Origin of the sequence: Sulfidibacter corallicola (genome assembly GCF_017498545.1) — a bacterium.
In the GTDB taxonomy this organism is placed as follows: domain Bacteria; phylum Acidobacteriota; class Holophagae; order Acanthopleuribacterales; family Acanthopleuribacteraceae; genus Sulfidibacter; species Sulfidibacter corallicola.
In genome coordinates this window covers 11,307,257-11,326,868 of the sequence record NZ_CP071793.1, presented here as the reverse complement: position 1 = coordinate 11,326,868, position 19,612 = coordinate 11,307,257, and the positions used below count along the sequence as shown (strand labels likewise).

General features: G+C 68.2%; 2 protein-coding genes. Both read right to left on the bottom strand.

Features of this window, described 5'->3' with window-relative positions; translation table 11 throughout:
• Positions 1–106 precede the first annotated feature (106 nt).
• The gene (locus J3U87_RS33410) at positions 107–9,724 is read right to left on the bottom strand and encodes an SDR family NAD(P)-dependent oxidoreductase (RefSeq protein WP_237380308.1); all 9,618 of its coding nucleotides are present in this window, start codon (positions 9,722–9,724) and stop codon (positions 107–109) included.
• A 49-nt stretch (positions 9,725–9,773) separates the two neighbouring features.
• Positions 9,774–19,511 (bottom strand): SDR family NAD(P)-dependent oxidoreductase, encoded by a 9,738-nt coding sequence (locus tag J3U87_RS33405; RefSeq protein ID WP_237380306.1) that lies wholly within the window; start codon positions 19,509–19,511, stop codon positions 9,774–9,776.
• Positions 19,512–19,612: the final 101 nt, after the last annotated feature.

Below are 19,612 nucleotides of genomic sequence, written 5' to 3'. Positions count from 1 at the left end.
CCACCTGCGGGTCTCCGGGGTCTCCGGGGTCGTCGGTGCCGACGGGGTTTGGCGATTCGGGCCCGATTGCGGGTCGCCGGCTTCTCGTGGGTTTGGATCGGGTGGTTCATGAGCCGAGCCGCTTCGCGCCGCGTTGGGCGAGCAGGTCCCCGGCCTTGAGGTCGCCGCTTTTCAGCCTTGCCAGCACGTCGCCCAAACCGTTCGTGTCGGTCGCGTCCAGCGGAGACGCGGGCGGCGTTGTCGCGACGGAGGAGGGCTCCGTGAGCGGTTTCGGTTGGGGCTGGCGTGACCCGATGTGCCGCGCCAACTGGCGCAGGTTCGGGTAGTTGAACAGGTCGGTGGACTCCAGCGCGATGCCCAACTTGGTGCCGATCCGCTCCACCACCTTGACGGCCATGATCGAGTCGACCCCGATGTCCTGATAGGGCGTCGTCGGCGCGATCCGCGCGGGTGGCAATTCGAGAACCTCGGCCACGATCGCGCGCAGCGACCCCAGAAGATCGCCGTTCGGCGTTCCCGGGGAAGCGTTCCCGGCCGGTTCTGCCGGCAGGGTGTCCTCGTTCCGAGGCGTTTGGGCGTCCACGGTCTCGTGCATATCGATGCCCGCAGCCGGGGTGACCGCCTCGAAGGTGCGCCGTGCGACCACCACGTGCTGAACCGCTTCCTCGGCCGGCTCGTCGGGTCTCCCAAAGGCCTCCACTCGCTCGAAGCCGGAGGCGGCGAACAGCGAGGACCACTCGCGCAGGCCCAGCAGTGGCGAATCGGGCAGCCGCAGCGCTTCGTCCTCGTACAGCCACCAGCCGTCCAGCAGCCCGAAGGTCAGGGTGCCGAAATCCTGGACGCGGGTCAGCTCGTTGACCAGCATCCAAGCGCCTGGCGCCAGGATTTCGCCGATGTGGCTCAGCGTGCGTCGCATGTCGCGCGTGGCGTGCAGTGCGTTGGTGGCGAAGGCGATGTGGAACCGGCCCCTGGGAAGATCTTGCGCGACCGGATCCTTTTCGACGTCGAACAGGTGTGGAACCATGAACGGGTAGTCCGGCACGAAGCGTTCCTTGGCGTGTTGCAGGAAGCCCAGCGACAGATCGGTGTAGTAGTAGACGACGCGGTCGGCCCAGGGGCGAAGCGCTTCGAGCACGAAGGCACTGCTGCCGCCGGTCCCCGCCCCGGCTTCGAGAATCCAGACCTTCTCGCCTGGCGGCAGGCGGTTCAGCGTGGCTTCGGTCATGGCCGCTACGCCCGACGCCAACAGGCGGTTGTAGAAGTCCATGATGCGGTTGCCGCGGTAGATGCCCTCGACCAGACCCAAATCACCTTTGGGAAACAGCACGTCGGTGGCCTGGACCCGACCGTCGATCACTCGGGGCAGGTGGGCCACGCAGGTTTCCAACAGGGTCACGTAGGGCTGCAAATCCGGGTAGCGTTCCCCGAACGCTCGGCGCATCTCGGGCAGGCGCGTCCGCCCCGTCTCGATTTGATCCCAGCGCGCTTGCGACGGCGCGGTAATCCACTGATCCGTCGTGGTCACGAAATCGGCGTCCGCCAGCAGGTGCAGCACCGCGCGAAACAGGCGATCGTATTTCTCCAGGACGCCCCATTCGGCTGCCATTTCCGCCTGCGATGCGCGTTGATCCGGCGCCGTGAACCGGTTCGCCGCGCGCAGCGCATCCCACAGCAGCAGGCGCCCCAGCTCGCGGAATGCCTGCGTGCCGCCGGCATCGAAGGAGGCGCTCTCGGCGCGTCCCGTGGCGCGCATGGCCGCCACGATTCGATCCCAGTCCTCGTCCTGGCCGTGTTCCGTCGCGATGGCCGGTGTCGGCGCGGTGCTGCCCGCGCTCGCGCCGAATCGGACCCGATCCTCGAGCCAGAAGGAATCGCGCTCGAAGGGGTAGGTGGGCAACCCGAGGCGCTTACCGGGACCGGCGGGGTATAGCCGCGTCCAGTCGATGTCCACGCCGCGTTGGAAGAGATCGGCCAGGGTGGTCAGGTGTCGCTCGGCGAGGTGGGCGGTGACGACCTGGTTCGAATGGGTGCCGGCCGCGAGGGCTTCGAGTGTCGGTTCGACCTGGGCTGCCAGCAGATCGAGGGTCGTGGCACTCAGTTCTTCCGCCTGCCCCAGGTCGCCGTGGGTCAGGGATGCGTTCATGGCGGTCCTCAGCGATGCCGCGTCCGCAGCGACCCACGCGTGGCGAATCGGCATGACAGCGCGACCGAGGGCGAGGGTGGCACTCAAATGACTCGGCTCGGTGTGGGGATTCGTTTCGAGCCAGGCGAGCAGGTCGCGTGCGCGTCGCTCCAGCGACCATGCGGACTTGGCCGAAAGCACGAACAGATGAGGACCCAATCGGGTGGGGGGCTGGACCGGTTCGCCACTCGGGCCCTCTTCCAGGACCAAGTGACAGTTGGTCCCCGAAAAGCCGAACGAGCTCACCGCCGCGCGCCGTGGCCGCGGGCCCGCGGGCCAGGGTGTGAGGCGATCGCACACGCGGAACGGGGTTCGTTCGAATTGGATGTGTGGATTCTCTCGCTCGAAGTGGAGCGAGGGCGGCAACTGCTCGTGTTGCAGGGCCAGCAGTACCTTGACCACACCCGCGATGCCCGCCGCCGCAAGCGTATGGCCCAGGTTGGTCTTGACCGAGCCGATCGGGCAGGGCCGGTCGTGTCCGGTGCCGAACGCTTCCGTCAGCGCCTGAACCTCGATGGGGTCGCCCAGCCGGGTGCCGGTTCCGTGGGCTTCCACGTAATCGATCGTCGCCGGGTCGATGCCGCCCTCGGCGTAGACCCGACGCAGCAGTTCGGCCTGCGAAGGCGCGCTCGGCGCGGTGATGCCGTTGGTGCGGCCGTCCTGGTTGACGGCCGAAGCCCGTACCACGCCGTAAATGCGATGGCCATCGGCGACGGCGGCCGACAGCGGCTCGAGCAGGAGGGCGGCGACACCCTCCCCGGGCACGAATCCGTCGGCGCCCTGGTCGAAAGTGCGGCAGCGCGCGGTGGGCGAGGCCATGCCGCTGTCCTCGAAGAACAGGAACATGTCGGGTGAGGTCATCAGGGCCGAAACGCCGGCGACCACCGCGCTGTGACACTCGCCGCGGCGCAGGGCCTGCGCCGCCAGGTGGATGGCCACCAGGGAGGACGAGCAGGCCGTGTCCACGGCCAGGTTGGGACCGCGCAGGTCGAGCAGGTAGGAGATGCGACCGGACAGTGCCGCGATCGAGTTGCCGATGGCGCCCAGGCTGTTCTCGATCCCGTGCAGGTAGCTGTTGCCCGAGGCACCGACGTACACGCCCACCTGGCGGTCGGCGAGACGCGTCACGTCCAGGCCCGCGTCTTCGAAGACCCGCCAGACCTCTTCGAGGCAGATCCGCTGCTGCGGATCCATGTAGCGTGCTTCCAGGGGCGAAATGCCGAAGAACAGCGGATCGAAGTGGTCGAGGTCGGGGATGAAGGCGCCTTGGTAGTCGTTGGCCGTATGGGACCAGCGCTTCGCGGGCAGCGATCCGATGGCGTGACGTCCCTCGCGCAGCATGGCCCAGAGCGCCGTGCAATCGTCGCGGTCGGCGAAGCGGGCCGACATGCCCACGATTGCGATCGGCTCGTCGCGCATTGGCGCCGCGACCGTTTCCGAGGCACCGGCAGCCCGTTGCGCGACTGGCGGCGCCGTCTCCCGGACGGAGGGCGGGGTTTGCGCGGTGTCGTGCCTTGGCGGGGACTGCGGCGCCTCCTCCTTCGGTCCATGGGCGGCCAGATGCGTGGCCAGTTGCTCCAGGTTCCCGTAGTTGAAGAGGTCCGTGGTTCGCAGCGATACGCCGAACTCCGTCTCGATCACCTGGGCCAGCTCTACCGCGATCAGCGAATCGACCCCCAGCTCCTGGAATGGACGATCGGCCCCGATCCGCGCTTCGTCGACCTTGAGGGTCCCGGCCAACAGGTGGCGCAGGCGCCGTTTGGTGAGGCGCAGGATGTGAGCTACCTGGTCGGCATCGCCAGTCGCTGGTGGCGGTCCGATCGAGATCGAAGCCGGGGCCGCCAATGTGGCCGTTTCTTTCTGCGTTTGTGCTATCACAGCGGGGAGCGCAGGGGCCGCTTCCGGTTGATCGGTTGCCTCGGGGCGGAGCGGGCCCGCCTTGGCCACCACCACCGCTTGGCGCCAAGCCGATTCCGGGCGTTCGGGCAGTCCGCCGATGCTCGGTTCCAGGTAGCCCGCGGCCGTGAGGGCGAGGCGCCAGCGCTGCGGATCCAGCAGCGGTGTATGGGGCAGCCGCAGGCCGCTGTCGCGAGACTGCCACCACCCGTCCAGCAGGCCGAAGGTGAGCGTGTTGAAATGGGTCGCGGCAACCACCTCGTAGAGGATCAGCCACCCGCCTGGCCGCAGCAGGCGGGCCAGCCGGGTCAAGGAGGCGTGAACGTCGGCCGTGGCGTGCACCACGTTGGCGGCCAGCACCACGTCGAAGCTGGCTGGCACCAAGCCCTGGGCCACGGGATCGCGCTCCAGATCGAATTCGGCGAACGACATGAAGTCGCGATCGGCGAAGCGTTCGTGGCCGAGCCGCGTGAATCCGGCGCTTACATCGGTGTAGAGGTAGCGCAGCGGTCCCTTGCCCTCGACGGCCGAAACCACGGCTCGCGTGGTACCCCCCGTGCCTGCGCCCACTTCGAGGATGCGCGGCACCGAGCCCGGCGCCGCTTGCCGTTGGGCGGCGAGAAACCGTTCGATGGTCTCGGCACAGAGGCTGTTGTGGAAATCGGCGTGGGCGTTGCCCTTGTAGATCGCCTCCACCAGGTGCGCCGATCCGCCCGGGAACAGCGTTTCGGTGGCCGGAAGCGCACCGGAGAGGATGCGATCCAGGTCGGCGACACCGGCCTCCAGCAACGCCAGGTGGGGTTCCATGGCGGGGACCGCCGCGGCGAAGCGATCGCGTTCACCCTGCCAATCGTCGATCCGGGACAACAGGTCCGGTTCCGCCACCGCCGGCAGCACGCACCAGCCGTCGTCTTCGCGGGCAATCCAGCCGCGATCGGCCAGAATGTCCAACAGCGCCCCCAGTAATGGCACCATTTTGGGAGCCAGGTGCCAGTGTTGGGCCAGGTGCTCCTCCGTGACCCGCTCGCCCACGCGGTCGGCGAAGCCCATCTCGCGGATCTTGACCAGGAGGCGCAGGGCACAGAACGCCTCCAGGCGATCGGCCTCCGCTTCCGCCGGAACTGGGAGCCGGTCGGCCGTGGCGGCCACGGCACGCGACAGGACTTCGGCCGGATGAACGGCGAAGTGCGGCGCCGTGGGAGCGGTTGTCCGATCCGCAAGGGACATGGACAGGGATTCTTCCGCCAGAAGTGGCGCCACCGCTTCGTTCGCGCGGATCACCATGGCGTGGGGCAACCCGGCGGCGACGATCGCTTCCAGGGTGCGAATCGCCTCCTCCGTGGTGATCGGGAGAACCCCCGCCGCGGCCAGCCGTTTGCGGTATTGGGGCGTGGCCACGATGCCGACCTCGCCCCAAAAACCCCAGTCGACGATGTGCACCGGAATGTCGTATTGGCGAGCCGCCGCCTCGGCGAAGGCGTCCTTGAAGGTGCAGCCGGCGCTGTAATTGGCCTGGCCGCGGTTGCCGGTCCAGGCGTTGAAGGAGGAGAAGAACATCGCGAAGTCCAACTGGTCGTTCTCGGCCGCCCGGAGTAAATGGAGTGAACCCAGCGTTTTCGGCACCAGCGCCTTGCGGAATCGATCGCGATCGAGGGCTTCGATCAGACCGTCGTCCATGGCGATGGCCGAGTGAATCACGCCGTGGATGGCCCCGAAGGTGCGGCGGCAACGGTCGAAGGCGGCGTTGGTTTCGGCTTCGTCGGTGATGTCGGCACGGCAGTAGAGCACCTCGCCGCCGGCGGATCGCACCGCCGCCATGCGCTCGCGTAGGTCGTCGTCCTCCTCGCGGCGACCCAGCCAGCAGAGCCGGGCCTCGACCGTGCGCGCCAGGTGCAGGCTGAGCGCGTAGCCGATACCCCCGGCGCCGCCCGCGATCACGAAAGTGCCCCCGTGCCGCCAGGGCGGGCGGTCGGGAACGCGCAGCCCCGCCACCCTGGCCGCGCGGCGGATCCACCGCGTCCCGTCGCGAAGGGCGACTTCCAGCGGGAGCGCGCCTGGCTCGTCGGCGATTGTGGCGGCCAGATCGCCGCGGTGCCGATCGCGGGCATCCACGTCGAGCAGGGCCACCCGCGCTTTGGTGAACTCGCGGCCCAGGCACTTGGCCCAGCCCAGCAGGGCGGCGTAGCCCGGATGAATGCGCCCGCCATCCGGCGCCGTGGCGTTTTGGGTGATCAGCGTGAAGGAGAAGGCGTGGTTCCAGGCGCGGGGCGCCATGGCACGGAATAGGGATTGAGCGGCCAGGACACCGGACGCCTCGGCCTGTTGGAGCGCTGCGATCGGGTTCGACGCCGCCAGGGGATTCGAGGCCCCCGCGAACCAGAACACCCGAGCGGGCAACGGCACTTCGGCGGCCCAGGCGTTACAGGCGGCTTCGTCCGCCACGGGAGCCATGCGCTCGTCGCCGACCGGCTCGCCGTCGAGCACCATCGAGATCAGGGTTCGACCGGGATCGCCGGCGCTGAAATGGTTCGCCAGTCCCCGTGCCAGGTCGCGGGCTTCGGCCGGGTAACACAACCAGATGTCGCCCTGATCGAAGCGATCCGCGTGAGCGGACCCAGAGGCGTTGGCCTTGGCCGGCGCGCGCGTCCAGCGCGGCACCATCGCCAGGTCGTCGGGGATGACTGCCGGATCCGGAAAGGGATCTTCGTCGAAGACCCAGTGACTGTCGCGTTCGAAGTCGTAGCCGGGCAAGTGATAGGCGCCATAGGAACGTCCGCGATAAAGCCGATGCCATTCCGGTTGGGCGCCCGCTCGGTAGAGCTCGGCGGCCCGTTCGAGCCAGGCCCGCTCGTAGCCTGTCGCCAAGCGGTCCAGCACGTCGTTCAGCTCGCGATCGCGCTCCGGGTCGGCGGCCGGGCCGGTCGCGGCGCCCTCCATCGGGAAGGCCCGCAAGGCGGCGTGAAGCTCGTCGTGATCGGATGCGATGATGGCTGCCCTCTGGGCCAAGTCCGAGCGGCCGAAATTGAGGGTGAATGCCAAACGCCAGAGATCCACCGACGGGTTGGATTCAAGCCAGGTCGCGATCGCCGCAATTCGCGCTCCAAGGGCCCGCTCGGTTTGCGCGGAAAAAGTGAACAGGTAGGCTCGATGGTCGGGTGACGGTGCGGGGGCAGTCGGAGGTGGCTCGCTCAGCACCACGTGACAATTGGTCCCCGAAAAACCGAAGGAACTGAGTGCCGCACGCAGAGGCTTGCCGGACGGTTCCCGCCAGGGCCGTGCCTCGGTGTTCACGAAAAAGGGTGATGCCTTGAAATCGATGTATCGATTGGGTTTATGGAAGTGCAGCGACGGTGGAAGGGTGCGGTGCCGCAGCGCCATGACGACCTTGATCAAGCCCGCGATACCGGCTGCCATCGCCAAGTGCCCGATATTGGTCTTGACCGACCCGATCGCGCAACGTTGGCGCTCGTCATCGCCGGCTTCCCGGAAGGCACGAGTCAAGGCATCGATCTCGATCGGATCGCCCAGGGACGTACCGGTGCCGTGGGTTTCGATGTAGGAGAGATCGGCAGGGCTGATTCCGGCCTTGCGCCAGGCGGTCAGCTCCAATTCCGTTTGGGAGAGTGAACTGGGGGCGGTAATGCCGTTGGTGCGCCCGTCCTGGTTGACCGCGGTCGCATCGATCACGGCGTGGATCGGGTCGCCGTCGGCCAGCGCCGTCGCCAGCGGCTTGAGCAACACGGCGCCGACCCCCTCGCCCGGCACGAAGCCGTTGGCCTCGTCGTCGAACGCCTTGCAGCGCCCGTCGGGCGAGAGCATTTCCGAGCGTGCCGAGAGCAGGTGAAACTGGGCCGAGTTCATCAGGAAGACGCCACCGGCCAGGGCCAGCTTGCACTCCCCGGCGACCAGGCTGCGGCAAGCCAGATGGAGTGCCACCAACGAGGACGAACAAGCGGTGTCCACCGCGATCGAGGGTCCCTTGAGGTTCAGGAAATAGGCGATCCGGGCCGCCAGGATCGAGGCCGCGTTGCCGATGAAGGTCTGCGCTTCCGGGGCCAGACCCGCGTCGGCCATGCGTTGCAGGTAGTCGCCCGACCCCGCGCCGACGAACACGCCGCAGGACGAGGTCGCCAGGCGCGCATCGCTGTAGGCCGCGTCTTCCAAGGCCTGCCAACAGGTCTCCAGGAAGAGCCGCTGCTGCGGATCGGCCAATTCGGCTTCGCGGCCCGACATGTTGAAGAACAGCGGGTCGAATTGATCCACCCGCTCCAGGAATCCGCCCCACTTGCAATAGGTCTTGCCGGGTTGACCGGGCTTCGGGTCGAAGACCTCGGCCACGTTCCAGCGGTGGCGCGGCACGTCCCTCACGCTGTCGCGGCCCGAAACCAGGTTCTCCCAGAACCGGTGGATGTCGTCGGCGTCGGGAAACCGGCCGGCGAGCCCGATGATCGCGATTTTTTCCGAGCGAACAGGGTTGGTCGATTCCGGGGAGCGCCCGAAGTCGTTGGCCGTGATCGAGACGGGTCGCGATACGACGGGTCGCGGTGCGACGGTGACGACCACCTTGCCGATGTTGGCCCGCCGCTGCAGGAAGCGATACGCCTCGTGAACCCGCTCGAAGGGAAAGCGCTTGGCGATGGTGGCCCGCACCTGGCCCGATGTCACCAGCCGCACCATCTCGCCAAAACCCTCGCGCAGCAATTCGGGTCGCTTGAGACCCAGGCGTCGCAGGTCGATGGAGATCAGGCTCTGGTTTTCCACCAGGTGCGACAGGTCCAGCGGCCGGCTGCTCTTGAGGCCGGTCATCGCGATTTCCACGTAGCGGCCCTCGGGCGCCAGCAGGTTCAAGCCCTTTTGGATCGCGTCGCCCGCCAAGGTGTTCAGCACCACGTCGACCCCTTGGCCCGCGGTCAGCCGCGCCACTTCCGTCGCGAAGTCGGTTCGCTCGTAGTCGATCGCGTGGGCCACGCCCAGATTCCGCAGGTAATCCGCCTTGGCCGGCGACCCCACCGTCCCGATCACCGTGGCGCCGCGAAGGTGCGCCAACTGGACCGCCATCAGGCCGGTTCCGCCGGCCGCGGTCTGGATCAGGATCCGTTCGCCCGAGCGCAGGCCGGCGCGCTCCAGCGCGTACCAGGCGGTCAGGAACACGACCGGCAGGGCGCAGGCCTCGGCGAAGTCCAGCTTGTCCGGTTTGGGCACCACGTGGGAGGCGTTCGCGACCACCTCCTCCGCGTGACCGCCCATGTTCGAGCCCATCAGCGCGATCACCGCGTCACCCGGTCGGCACTCGGTCACGCGATCGCCGCAGGCCAGCACCGTTCCGGCCACTTCGAAGCCCGGTGTGAAGGGGTAGTCGGGCATGGTGGGATAGAGCCCGCGCACGCAGAGCCAGTCGCCGAAATTCAGCGAGAAGGCGCGCACCGCGATGCGCACCTGATCGGGGCCGAGCGATGACGGCTCGGCGGCGCGGACCTGGACATCGTCGATGTCCCCCGGCTTTTCGATGATCAGGGCGCGCGGGGCGTCGGTGCCGGAAGGAACCATCGGCTCCGAATCGGCCTGACGGAGAAGGGCCAACCCCTCCTCGGGGCTGAGTTCACCCGCTTGAATGCGGGCCAGGATGCGTTTGCGTGGTTCGCTCATCATTTCCTCTCGGTGGTGCAGATACGGTCATTCGGACGTGGGTTCGGGATCAGGGCGCAGTCAGCTCGGCCAGCAGGGTGTCGGCCTGGTGAAGGTCGATGTCTCCCGCGGCGAGGGCACTCAGCACCGCGTGCTCGTCGTTCAGCGCCGGTGCCGGGGAACGGGGGACGACGGGCCCGTTGCCGCTCGTGGGTGCCGTCGGCGTCGCCGCTCGAAGCGCCGGTTGATCGGCGAGGTGCTCGGCCAGGCGGCTGACGTCGTTGTAGTCGAAGAGCAGGGTGGGGCGCAGGTTGAGCTGCCAGTACCGGTTGATGCGGGTGATCAGGTCGACGGCGACGATGGAGTCGACGCCATACTCGCTGAACGGCCTGTCGTGGCGAATCTCGGCCGGCGTGCAGCCGAGCACCTCGGCGGCGATCGCGCAGAGCTGGTCGGCGATGTCGTGTCGACGCGAGCCGCCCGGCGCCTCGTGATCGCCGAACGCGGTCGCGGCGTGGACCGGCGCTTGGGCCGCGGCGATTGGCGGCGGGGTGTCTGCCCCGAGGCGTACGGGCTGGGTGGGGACCGAAGCCCGGTTCACTTGCGGCAGCTCCGCAAGATAGGCCGCCAGGCTGTTCACGTGGTTGTAGTCGAAGAGCAGGGTGGGGCGCAGGTTGAGCTGCCAGTGTTGGTTGATGCGGGTGATCAGGTCGACGGCGACGATGGAGTCGACGCCGTACTCGCTGAACGGTCGCGCCCGTTGCAGCTCCTCGCGGCCGCAGCCGAGCACGTCGCACAACAGGGGGATCAAGGTTTCGGCGATGGACTCCGATTTGGCCTGTCTGGAGAGGAGTGCCTGCGCCAGTGCCTGCGCCGGTTCCACTTTGGTTGGCTGGGTCTCGGGCGCATTTTCCTGCGATTCGGCGCCTTGGGGCGGGGTGACAGGGTTCGCGACCACGCCGTCCGAGCGGCTGATCAAAATCGCCTGCTCCAGCCGGTCCGGAGCCAAACCGGGCAGCCCGGTCACCGAGAACCCCGTGAACCCCGACTGGCCCAGGCACTGGCGCCAGTGGTCCGGTGACAGTGCGGGCGACAAGGGCACGCGCCGTTCGGGATCGGTGAACTTCCACCAGCCGTCGAGCAAGCCGAAGGTCGCGTTGGAGAAGGCCCTCCGCGAGGAGATCTCGTTGAGCACCAACAGCCCGTCGCGCTTGAGCAGCGATTTGACGGCATCGAGCGAAGCCCGAATGTCGGGGGTGGCGTGAACCACGTTGGCCGCCAGCACGAGATCGAAACCGCCCCGCGTCAGGCCCTGGCTTTCGGGTTCGCGTTCGAGGTCGTAGGTCCGGAACTGGACGAAGGGATAGTTGCCGAAGCGCCGTTTGCCGTACTGGACGAAGCCGGGGCTGACGTCGGTGTAGAGGTAGGTGATCGGTTGGTTCAGGCGCGCCAGGGCTTCGAGCACCGAAGCGCTGGTGCCGCCCGTGCCGGAACCCACTTCCAAGATCGCGAGCGGGCGGCCCTCGGCGGCTTCGACCGCGGCCGTCACCGCTTCGCATACCGCGCGGTTGTGGAAGTCGGCGATTGCGTTGCCCTTGTAGATGCCTTCGACCAGCTCCATCGACGCGCCGGGGAACACGACGTCGGTGGCGACGATGCGTCCCGTCAGGACGTCGGTCAGGCTGCGCAGGCAGGCTTCCAGGAGACCCACGTGGGCCGCGACCTCGGGATGCTCTGCGGCGATGCGGCGCAGGGTGTCGGACGTACCCGCCCCGGGGTTTTCGGTGAAGGTTCCACGATCGTCACGCCAGGTGACCCAACCGAAGCGGGCCATGTCGGCCAACCAGGCCTGGAGCCAGCGACCGTACTTGGGCAGGATCCCCAGTCGATCGGCCAGTTGGTGGCGTGCGAACGGTTCGCCCGCGGCCGGCAGGCCCAACGGTGCCAGATGGGCTTGGATCGCCGGGGCCACCGCGCGTTCCAACCGATCCGTGCCGGCCGTCGACAGGCGCGGTTGGACCTCCTGCCAGCCGCGCAGCCGCCGGGCGACGACGTCGAAGGCGATCGGGGTTGTCTCGCGCCCCCAGGCGCGCGCGGCGACCTCGCGCAGGGTCAGGCACACCTGGCCGCGATCGTCGGTCAGGCGGACGTCGTAGCGCAACAGGCCGCGCTCTTCGTCTTGCGCGATCTTCTCCACCACGGCCCAGGCTCGATCGGGGATCGGGGCGTGGAAGCGGACCTCGCCGACGGAGAACGGCACCATGAGCGGGGGCTGGCGGCCCGAATCCCAACAGAGACCGAGCGCGGTTTGCAGCGCGCCGTCGAGCATGCCGGGCAGCAGGGCCTCTTCGGGGAGGTCGGCCCGACCGCGGGTGGTTAGCTGGGCGACGGCCTGGCCGTCGCCCACGTGGAGTCGCTCGATCGTGCGGAAATGGCGACCGTAGTCGAGGCCCAGGCGGTCGAAGGTGGCGTAGAGCTCGTCCGGCGAAGCCGCGTTCGGGCAACGCGCGGTGAGCGCTTTCAGGTCGAGCGGCGGCTCGGCGGGCGCGGGCTCGCCCGTGACCTCACCGCGGGCGGCGGTGCGATGGTCGCCCAGCACCAATTGCCAATCCAACACCTGTGATCCCGCAGCGCTCAGGTGGAGCTGTGCCCGATCCACCGATTGGGGATCCAGGGCCTCGGCCGTCAGGGGGTGCAACCAGACCAGGTTTCGCAGGGTTCCCAACCGACGGGCCGGCGACAGATTCGAGAGCGCCTGGCGCAGGATTTCGAAGGTGGCCACACCGGGCAGGATCGCGGCGTCGCGAATGCGGTGCTCGGCCAAGAGGGGATGGGTCGCTTTGGCGGTGATCGGGAACGTCTGGCCCGCTTCCAGCGTGGCCAGAGGCGGGCCCACCAAGGGGTGCCGTCGTGGCTCGACCGGCTTGGACCAGCCGCTGGGTGTGATGTCCAACCAGCAGCGCCGCCTGTCGAAGGTGTAGTTGGGAAGGTCGATCCATTCGCCACGACATCCGAAACGATCCCAGTCGATGGCAGCGCCCTGGCAGAAGGCCTTGGCCGCTTGCTCCGGCGTGGTGCAGGCATCGCGGGCGTCGGTGCGTGCCTGCTCCACGTTGCCGCGCCAATGATTCGCGGCCGTCTCGCCTGTGCTCATTCGATCGAGGAAGTCATGCAGTTGATGCCGATCGGAGATCACCGCGGCGGCACGCTCCGCCATCGGCTCGCGATGTCGCAGGGTCCAACTCAAATCGGCGAGGTCGCAATCGTCGCGGTCCAGGCGCGTTCGCAACGCCCGCGCCATCGCCGTCAAGGCCGTCGGCGTGCGGGCCGAGAGCGCCACGAGATGACGGCCGTCGCGCGGCCGCTGACGCATCGGCTCGCGGGACGGCGGTTCCTGGATGATGATGTGGGCGTTGGCGCCGCCGGCACCGAACGAACTGAGTGCCGCGATTCGGGGCCGGCCGTCCGACTGCCAAGGCGCCGTCTCCCGTTGCAGCCGGAAGGGGATCGCGTCCCAATCGATGTGGGGATTGGGCCGGTCCACGTGCAGCGTCGGCACCAACTGGCGGTGGCGCATCTGAAGCAGCACCTTGGTCAGGCTGGCGATGCCGGCGGCCGGCTCCAGGTGGCCGATGTTGGATTTGACCGAACCCATCGCAGGAGGCTTTTCCAGCGGCCCGAACGCCCGCGTCAGGCCCGCGATCTCGATCGGATCGCCCAGGGCGGTACCGGTTCCGTGGGCCTCCACGTAAGAGACCTCGCGGGGCTCGATGCCCGCGTCTTCGATGGCGGCGCGAATCAGGTCGGCCTGGGCTTTGGGGTTGGGCACCGTGTAGCCGGTGGCGCGGCCGCCGTGGTTGAGCGAAACGCCGCGAATGACGCCCAGGATCGGGTCCCCGTCGGCGAGGGCGTCGGACATGCGTTTGAGCAGCACCGAGCCGAAGCCTTCGCCCGGCACGTACCCGTCGCCGCCTTCGCCGAAACCGCGGCAGCGGCCGTCGCTGGAGAAGAAGCCGCCCTTGGCCAGCAGCACGTAGCGGTAGGGATGCGAAATCAGGCTGACGCCGCCGGCCAGCGCCATGTAGACCTGGCCGGCACGTAGGGCCGAAATCGCCAGGCCGATGGCGGTGATCGAACCCGAGCACATGGTGTCCAGGCAGATGCTGGGCCCGTTCAGGTTGAAGAAGTAGGAGGTGCGGTTGGCGAAGCTGGCGAACATGGAGTTGGCGAACGAGGTTTGGCCGCGAAGTGCCGACTCCAGGCCCAGCAACATGTACTCCGGGTACATGGTCGCCATGTAGACACCGACCTTGCCGCGAACCGGCGCCTCCTGCAGGCGGGCCCGGGTGTAGCCGGCATTCTCGAACACGCGCCAGGACGTCTCCAGGGCCATCCGTTCCTGGGGATCCATCAGGGTCGCCTCGCGCGGGGCGATGTTGAAGAACAGGGGATCGAATTGGGTGATGTCGTCCATGAAGCCGCCCCATTTGCAGGAGCGGCGGTTGGCCAGGATGCCGTCGAACTCGGCCGAGGGCCAGCGATCGGCGGGGATCTCGCGAATGCAGTCCTTGCCCGCGCGCAGGTTGTCCCAAAAGGAATCGAGACTGTCGGCCTGCGGGTAGCGGCCGTCCACGGCGATGATCGCGATGTCGCGGTCCAGGCGATCCTCCGCGGTGCGGGACGTCCCATGGTGGGCGCTTGGGATTTCGACGGGACGATTCGCATCGCGGCAACGCACGGGATACCAGGTCGTGTCGGTCAGCTCGCCCGAGCCGGCCTCCGGTTCGGAGTCCAGGTTCGGGTCGTCTTGCGAACGTGCAGGTCGAGAGGCCCCGAGCGCGGCTTCTTCGCCGTCGTTGCCGCCACCGAAATGGGTCGCCAGTTCGGTGGGGAACTCGGCACAAAGGCTCTCGATCATCGAGATCGCATCGCCGTGCTCGAAGAACAGGGTCTTGGAGACGGAGCCCAGAACATCTTCCATCGTGGCGGTGATGTTCATCGCCATGATCGAGTCCATGCCGAGCTCGTCGAGGGGGGCGTGGGGATCGATCGAGGCGGGATCCAGTTTGGTTTCCCGCGCCAGCAGGCCACGCATCCAGTCCCAGACCCGGCCCTGCAAAGCCCTCGGTGAGGTGCTCATGGCGGCGGGCCGGGTGTCGCCGAAGTGATCCCGAAACGCGTCGCGATGGTGTTCGGCCAAAGCGGCCCCTATCTCCTCCAAGCAGCCGTACTCGAAGAACAGCGTCTTGGGCAAGGGGCCCGCGATCTCTTCCAGGCGCTCGGTAATTTGCATGGCGTTGATCGAATCGAGGCCGAAGCTGTCCATGTCCTCCTGGGGGTCGACCTGGTCCGGGTTCAGGCCCACTTGCGCGGCCACGAGCGCGACGAGCAGCCGCGTCACCCGTGACGGAAAGTCGGCAAGCGCATCCGATTCGGGTCCTGGTGCGGCCGGTGCGGTGCCACGATCGTTCGATACCGGTCGCTTCGCGGAAGTGACACCATCCAGCGGCAGCCCTTGGCGGCCCAGGTAGTCTCTAAGGCGTTCGCGGTCGCGGCTGCAGAGGGAGACCACCGTGTCCGCGGGTTGGCTCAGCGCCTGGCGCACCTGGGCCATGCCGGCCGCGTCATCCAACGGTGCCAGCCCCGCGTTGGCGCTCATCGCGGTCCAGGCCTCCTCGGGCACCTGCATGCCGCCGTGGCGCCAGAGCGGCCAGGCGATGGAGACGCAGCGGCCGGGTGCGCCGGATCCGTTGCGCCAGGTCGCGAAGCTGTCGAGGAAGCGGTTGGCCGTGGCGTAGTCGGCCTGGCCGAGGTTGCCGAGGACCGAGGTCGCCGCCGAGTACAGGACGAAGGCCCGCAGCGGGTCCTCGCGGGTGGCGGCATCCAGCACCAGCGTGCCGGTTACCTTGGGATCCAACACCTCGGCCATCTCCTCGCTGGACTTGCGCAGGATCAGGGCGTCGCGGATCACCCCGGCCGTGTGGTGAATGGCGTGGATCGGGCCGAATGCCGTCCGGGCCTGGTCCAGGGCGTCGCGGGTCGCGAAGGTGTCGCGAAGGTCGGCTTGCAGGTACTGGATCCGTCCGTCCCTGGCCTGGATGTCCGCCAGTTCGTCGCGATGTTCCGGACGCGGGGCGGAGCGACCCAGCAGGGTCACCGCTGCGCCCCACTCGAGCGCGAGATGACGACCGAGGATTCGGCCGATGCCGCCTCCGCCGCCGGTGACCAGGTAGTGCTCCTGCGCGGACCAGGCGAACGAATCGGTGTCGGCCTCGACCGGCACCAGGCGCCGTCCGGACCAGCGGTGGTCCGTGCCAAGGCGGAGTTCTCGTTCCGCATCGGCGGGGAGAGCCAGGAGTGCCTCCATGTCCGCACAGACCCGTTGCAGATCGGATTCCGTGGCCGAATCGAGGCCGACCACGCGCGCCTCCCACTCGGGCTTCTCGCGGAAAAGGGTGCGGTAGAACCCCGCCAGCGATTCGGCGATCGGTGGCTCGGTCGAGGTGCGGTCTTCCGCGTGGAGATACAGCACGCGAGTGCGGCGCATGTGCGGAACCCGCCACAACAGTTTGTACAGGTGGACGCGATGGTCGAGCGCGAGCCTCAATCGTTCGGCCGCATCGGTGGCGGTCTTTCCGTGGCCTACCGGCAGGTTGGCGTCGATTAGGGCGCGCGGCCGATCGACGTGGTTCGCGAGGTGTTCGGCCAACCGGCGACGGTGCTCGGCATCGCTTGGGTCGAAGGTGATCGCGTCTCGACCGGCGCGGAACGCCGAACCGGGCGTCAGGCACAGCACGGGTTCGGATCGCGCAGCCCGTAGGTGATCGGCGAAGGTGCCGTCGCCATCCTGGAACACGATGATCGGCCCAGCCCGGTGTCCATCGGTTCCGGGCAGGTCGATGGCTTGGAACCGGGAGCCGAGCAGCAGGTTGGCGACCGCCGGCGTCGTCGAGATGGGTTGTGTTTCCTGACGCAGGCGGCGCACGGCGAAGGCCTGGAAGTGGGCGCGGACCTCGCCCTGTTCATCGGCCAGGAACAGTTCGAAACGCTTCGAGGCGGCCCCGTCGCGGCTGGGGTGCGCGACCGCCAGGGCCACGGCGCGGTCCGGCAGAGGCCCCCACTGGCGGAACGCGCCGATGGCGAACGGGATCCAAACGGCGTCGGGCTCGGCGGCCATGGACGCGCCCATGAGGGGCAGTACCGTCTGGAAGGCGCCGTCGAGCAAGGCGGGATGGGCCGCGTACTGGTGATCGTCGCGGCGCGATTCGGGTAGCGCCAGGTTGGCCAGGGCACGCCGGTCGTCCCAGGCCAGACGTTCGACGACTCGAAAACTCGATCCGTAGTCGATACCGGTGGCCGCGAATCGGCGGTAGACGGTGTCGCGATCCCAAGTCTCGCGGAGTTCGTTCTTCAGGGCGTGCAGGTCGATCGGTTCCGGCGGCGTGCTTCGCTCCAGCCGGCACTGGGCCTGGGTGTGAACGCCGTCGTCCGTGACGATCTCGGCAGCCAGGCGATCGGACTGGCCCTCGACCTCCGCCAGGCGGCAGTCGATGTCCAGGGTCGAACCATCGACAGCGACCGGCATGGTGAAGGCCAGGTTCGCGAGCGTGATCGAGCGGTTGTCGGCCGCCTCGAATCGTCGGCGTGCGGCTTCGAGAATCAGGTGGATCTGAAAGACCCCTGGCAGAAGGGGGCGGCCGTCGATGACGTGGTCGGCGAGGTACCAGGCGTCGCTTTCGAGTCGCCGCGCCGTGGGTTGCGCGGTACCGGTCAGGGCCTCGGTCCGTTCGGGCGCGGGGTAGGGGAACAGCCAGTGGCGTTCTCGTTGGAACGCGTAGCCGGGGAGGTGGATCCGGCGGTGCCGGGCCAACGGGTACAGGGCCGAGAAGTCCAACGCCTCGCCCTCGATGTGGGCCTGGGCCAATCGGGTGAGCAGGGCATGCCAGGCGCGTGGCACCCGCCGCGCGGTTTCGGCCTGGTCCAACAGTGCCGAGATGGAGGTCGAGCCCTTGGCGTTGGCTCGGGCGCGACCGGCAAACGTTTCGCCGGGGACCGCGCCCGCGCGCCCAAAGTCGTCCAGTATCTCGGCGAGGCGGTCGCGACCCTGGGCCACGAAGGCCAACCGGGTGCGGAAATGGGTGCGACCGCAGGCCAGCGTGAAGGCCGCGTCGGCGAGACAGGCGGTTTGGCCATCGCGCGCCAACCAAGTTCGGAAGGCCGCCACGTTGTCCTCCAGCGCCTTCTCGTTGCGCCCGCTGAACAGCCAGAGCAAGGGACCGTCTTCGCGGGATTCGGTGGTCAGCGGTGGCGCCTGCCCCACGATGACCTGGCAGTTGGTGCCGCTTGCCCCGAAAGCACTGACCGCCGCGAAGCGACGGCCCGGTTTGAACGGCATGACCCGTTCGGCCACGAAAAACGGCGACTGGGCCAGGCGCAGTTGCGGGTTCTCGTGACGGAAGTGAAGCGACGGGGGGATCTGGTCGCGGGCGACGGCCAGCGCCGCCTTGAGCAGGCCCGCGGCGCCGGCGGCCAGCAGGGTGTGACCCAGGTTGGTCTTGATCGAACCGATCGGGACCCGCGCATCGGCCGCCCCGCGCTCCCGGAACACCCGGGTCAGGGCCTCGATTTCGATCGGGTCGCCCAGGCTGGTGCCCGTGCCGTGGCACTCCATCAGGCCCAGTTGGCTCGGCTCGATGCCGGCGCGGTCGTAGGTATCGTGACCCAACCGAATTTGCGAGAGCGTGTTGGGTGCGGTGATGCCGTTGGTCTTGCCGTCCTGATTGACCGCACTGCCCTCGATGACCGCATAGATCGCGTCGTGATCGGCGAGCGCCTGGTCGAGAGGCTTGAGCAGCACCAGACCCAGACCCTCACCCATCACGATGCCGTCGGCTTCGGCATCGAAGGTGGCGCAGCGGCCTCGGGGCGAGAGCATCTGGGCCTTGCTCAGGGTGATGAAGAGTTCGGGCTCGATCAGCAGGGTGATGCCGCCGGCGAGCGCCATGTCGCACTCGCCGTTGCGGATGGCCTGACAGGCCTGGTGCACGGCGACCAGCGACGAAGAGCACTCGGTGTCGACCATCATGCTGGGTCCCTTGAGGTTGAGGAGGTAGGACAGGCGCGCGGGGATGACCGAAAGCATGCGGCTGGCCAGCGGTTGGGTACCTTGGCGGGCGGGCTGGTAGAAGTCCAGGTAGCGGGTCGATTTGGCGCCGACGAAGAGCCCGAGCGCGCTGCCCGTCAACGCGTGGGGATCGTATCCGGCGTCCTCCAGGGCGTGCCAGGCACCTTCGAGGAACAGGCGCTGCTGCGGGTCCATGATCTCCGCTTCGGTCGCCGAGATGTTGAAGAACCCCGGGTCGAAGCGATCGATGTCCTCCAGAAAGGAGCCCCACCGGCTGATGGTGGTGTTGGGATGGTCGGGGTCGGGATGGTACCAGTCCTCGGCCCGCCAGCGGTGTTCCGGAATCTCGCTCACGGCGTCGACCCCGTTCAGGAGGTTGCGCCAGAAGCGATCGAGATCGGGCGCACCGGGAAAGCGCGCCGACATGCCGATCACCGCGATGGGCGAAGCCGAACGCGGCCCGGCGTCATCGCGGTGTGCAGCCGAGCCGATGTCCTCCGCCGATTGCCGCCCGTGTGGACCGGCGACGTCCGCATCCTGCCTGCGCGTGGCGGTCTCCGAGGTCGGACCTTTCCGCGCCGGGGTGGGCTCGGCCGCCAATTCGCCGAGTCTGCGGCGCGCCTCCTCCATGGAGATCTGCTTGCGGGCGACCAAATCGAAAATGTCCTTTCTGGATGTGTTCACGTGAACTCCTCGTCGATCCCGTGGGGCGAGATGGTGGTGGTTGATCGGCTCGGGCGGTGTGGTGCGCTTCGCGTTTGCCGTGCGGCGATGTGTGTCCGCCG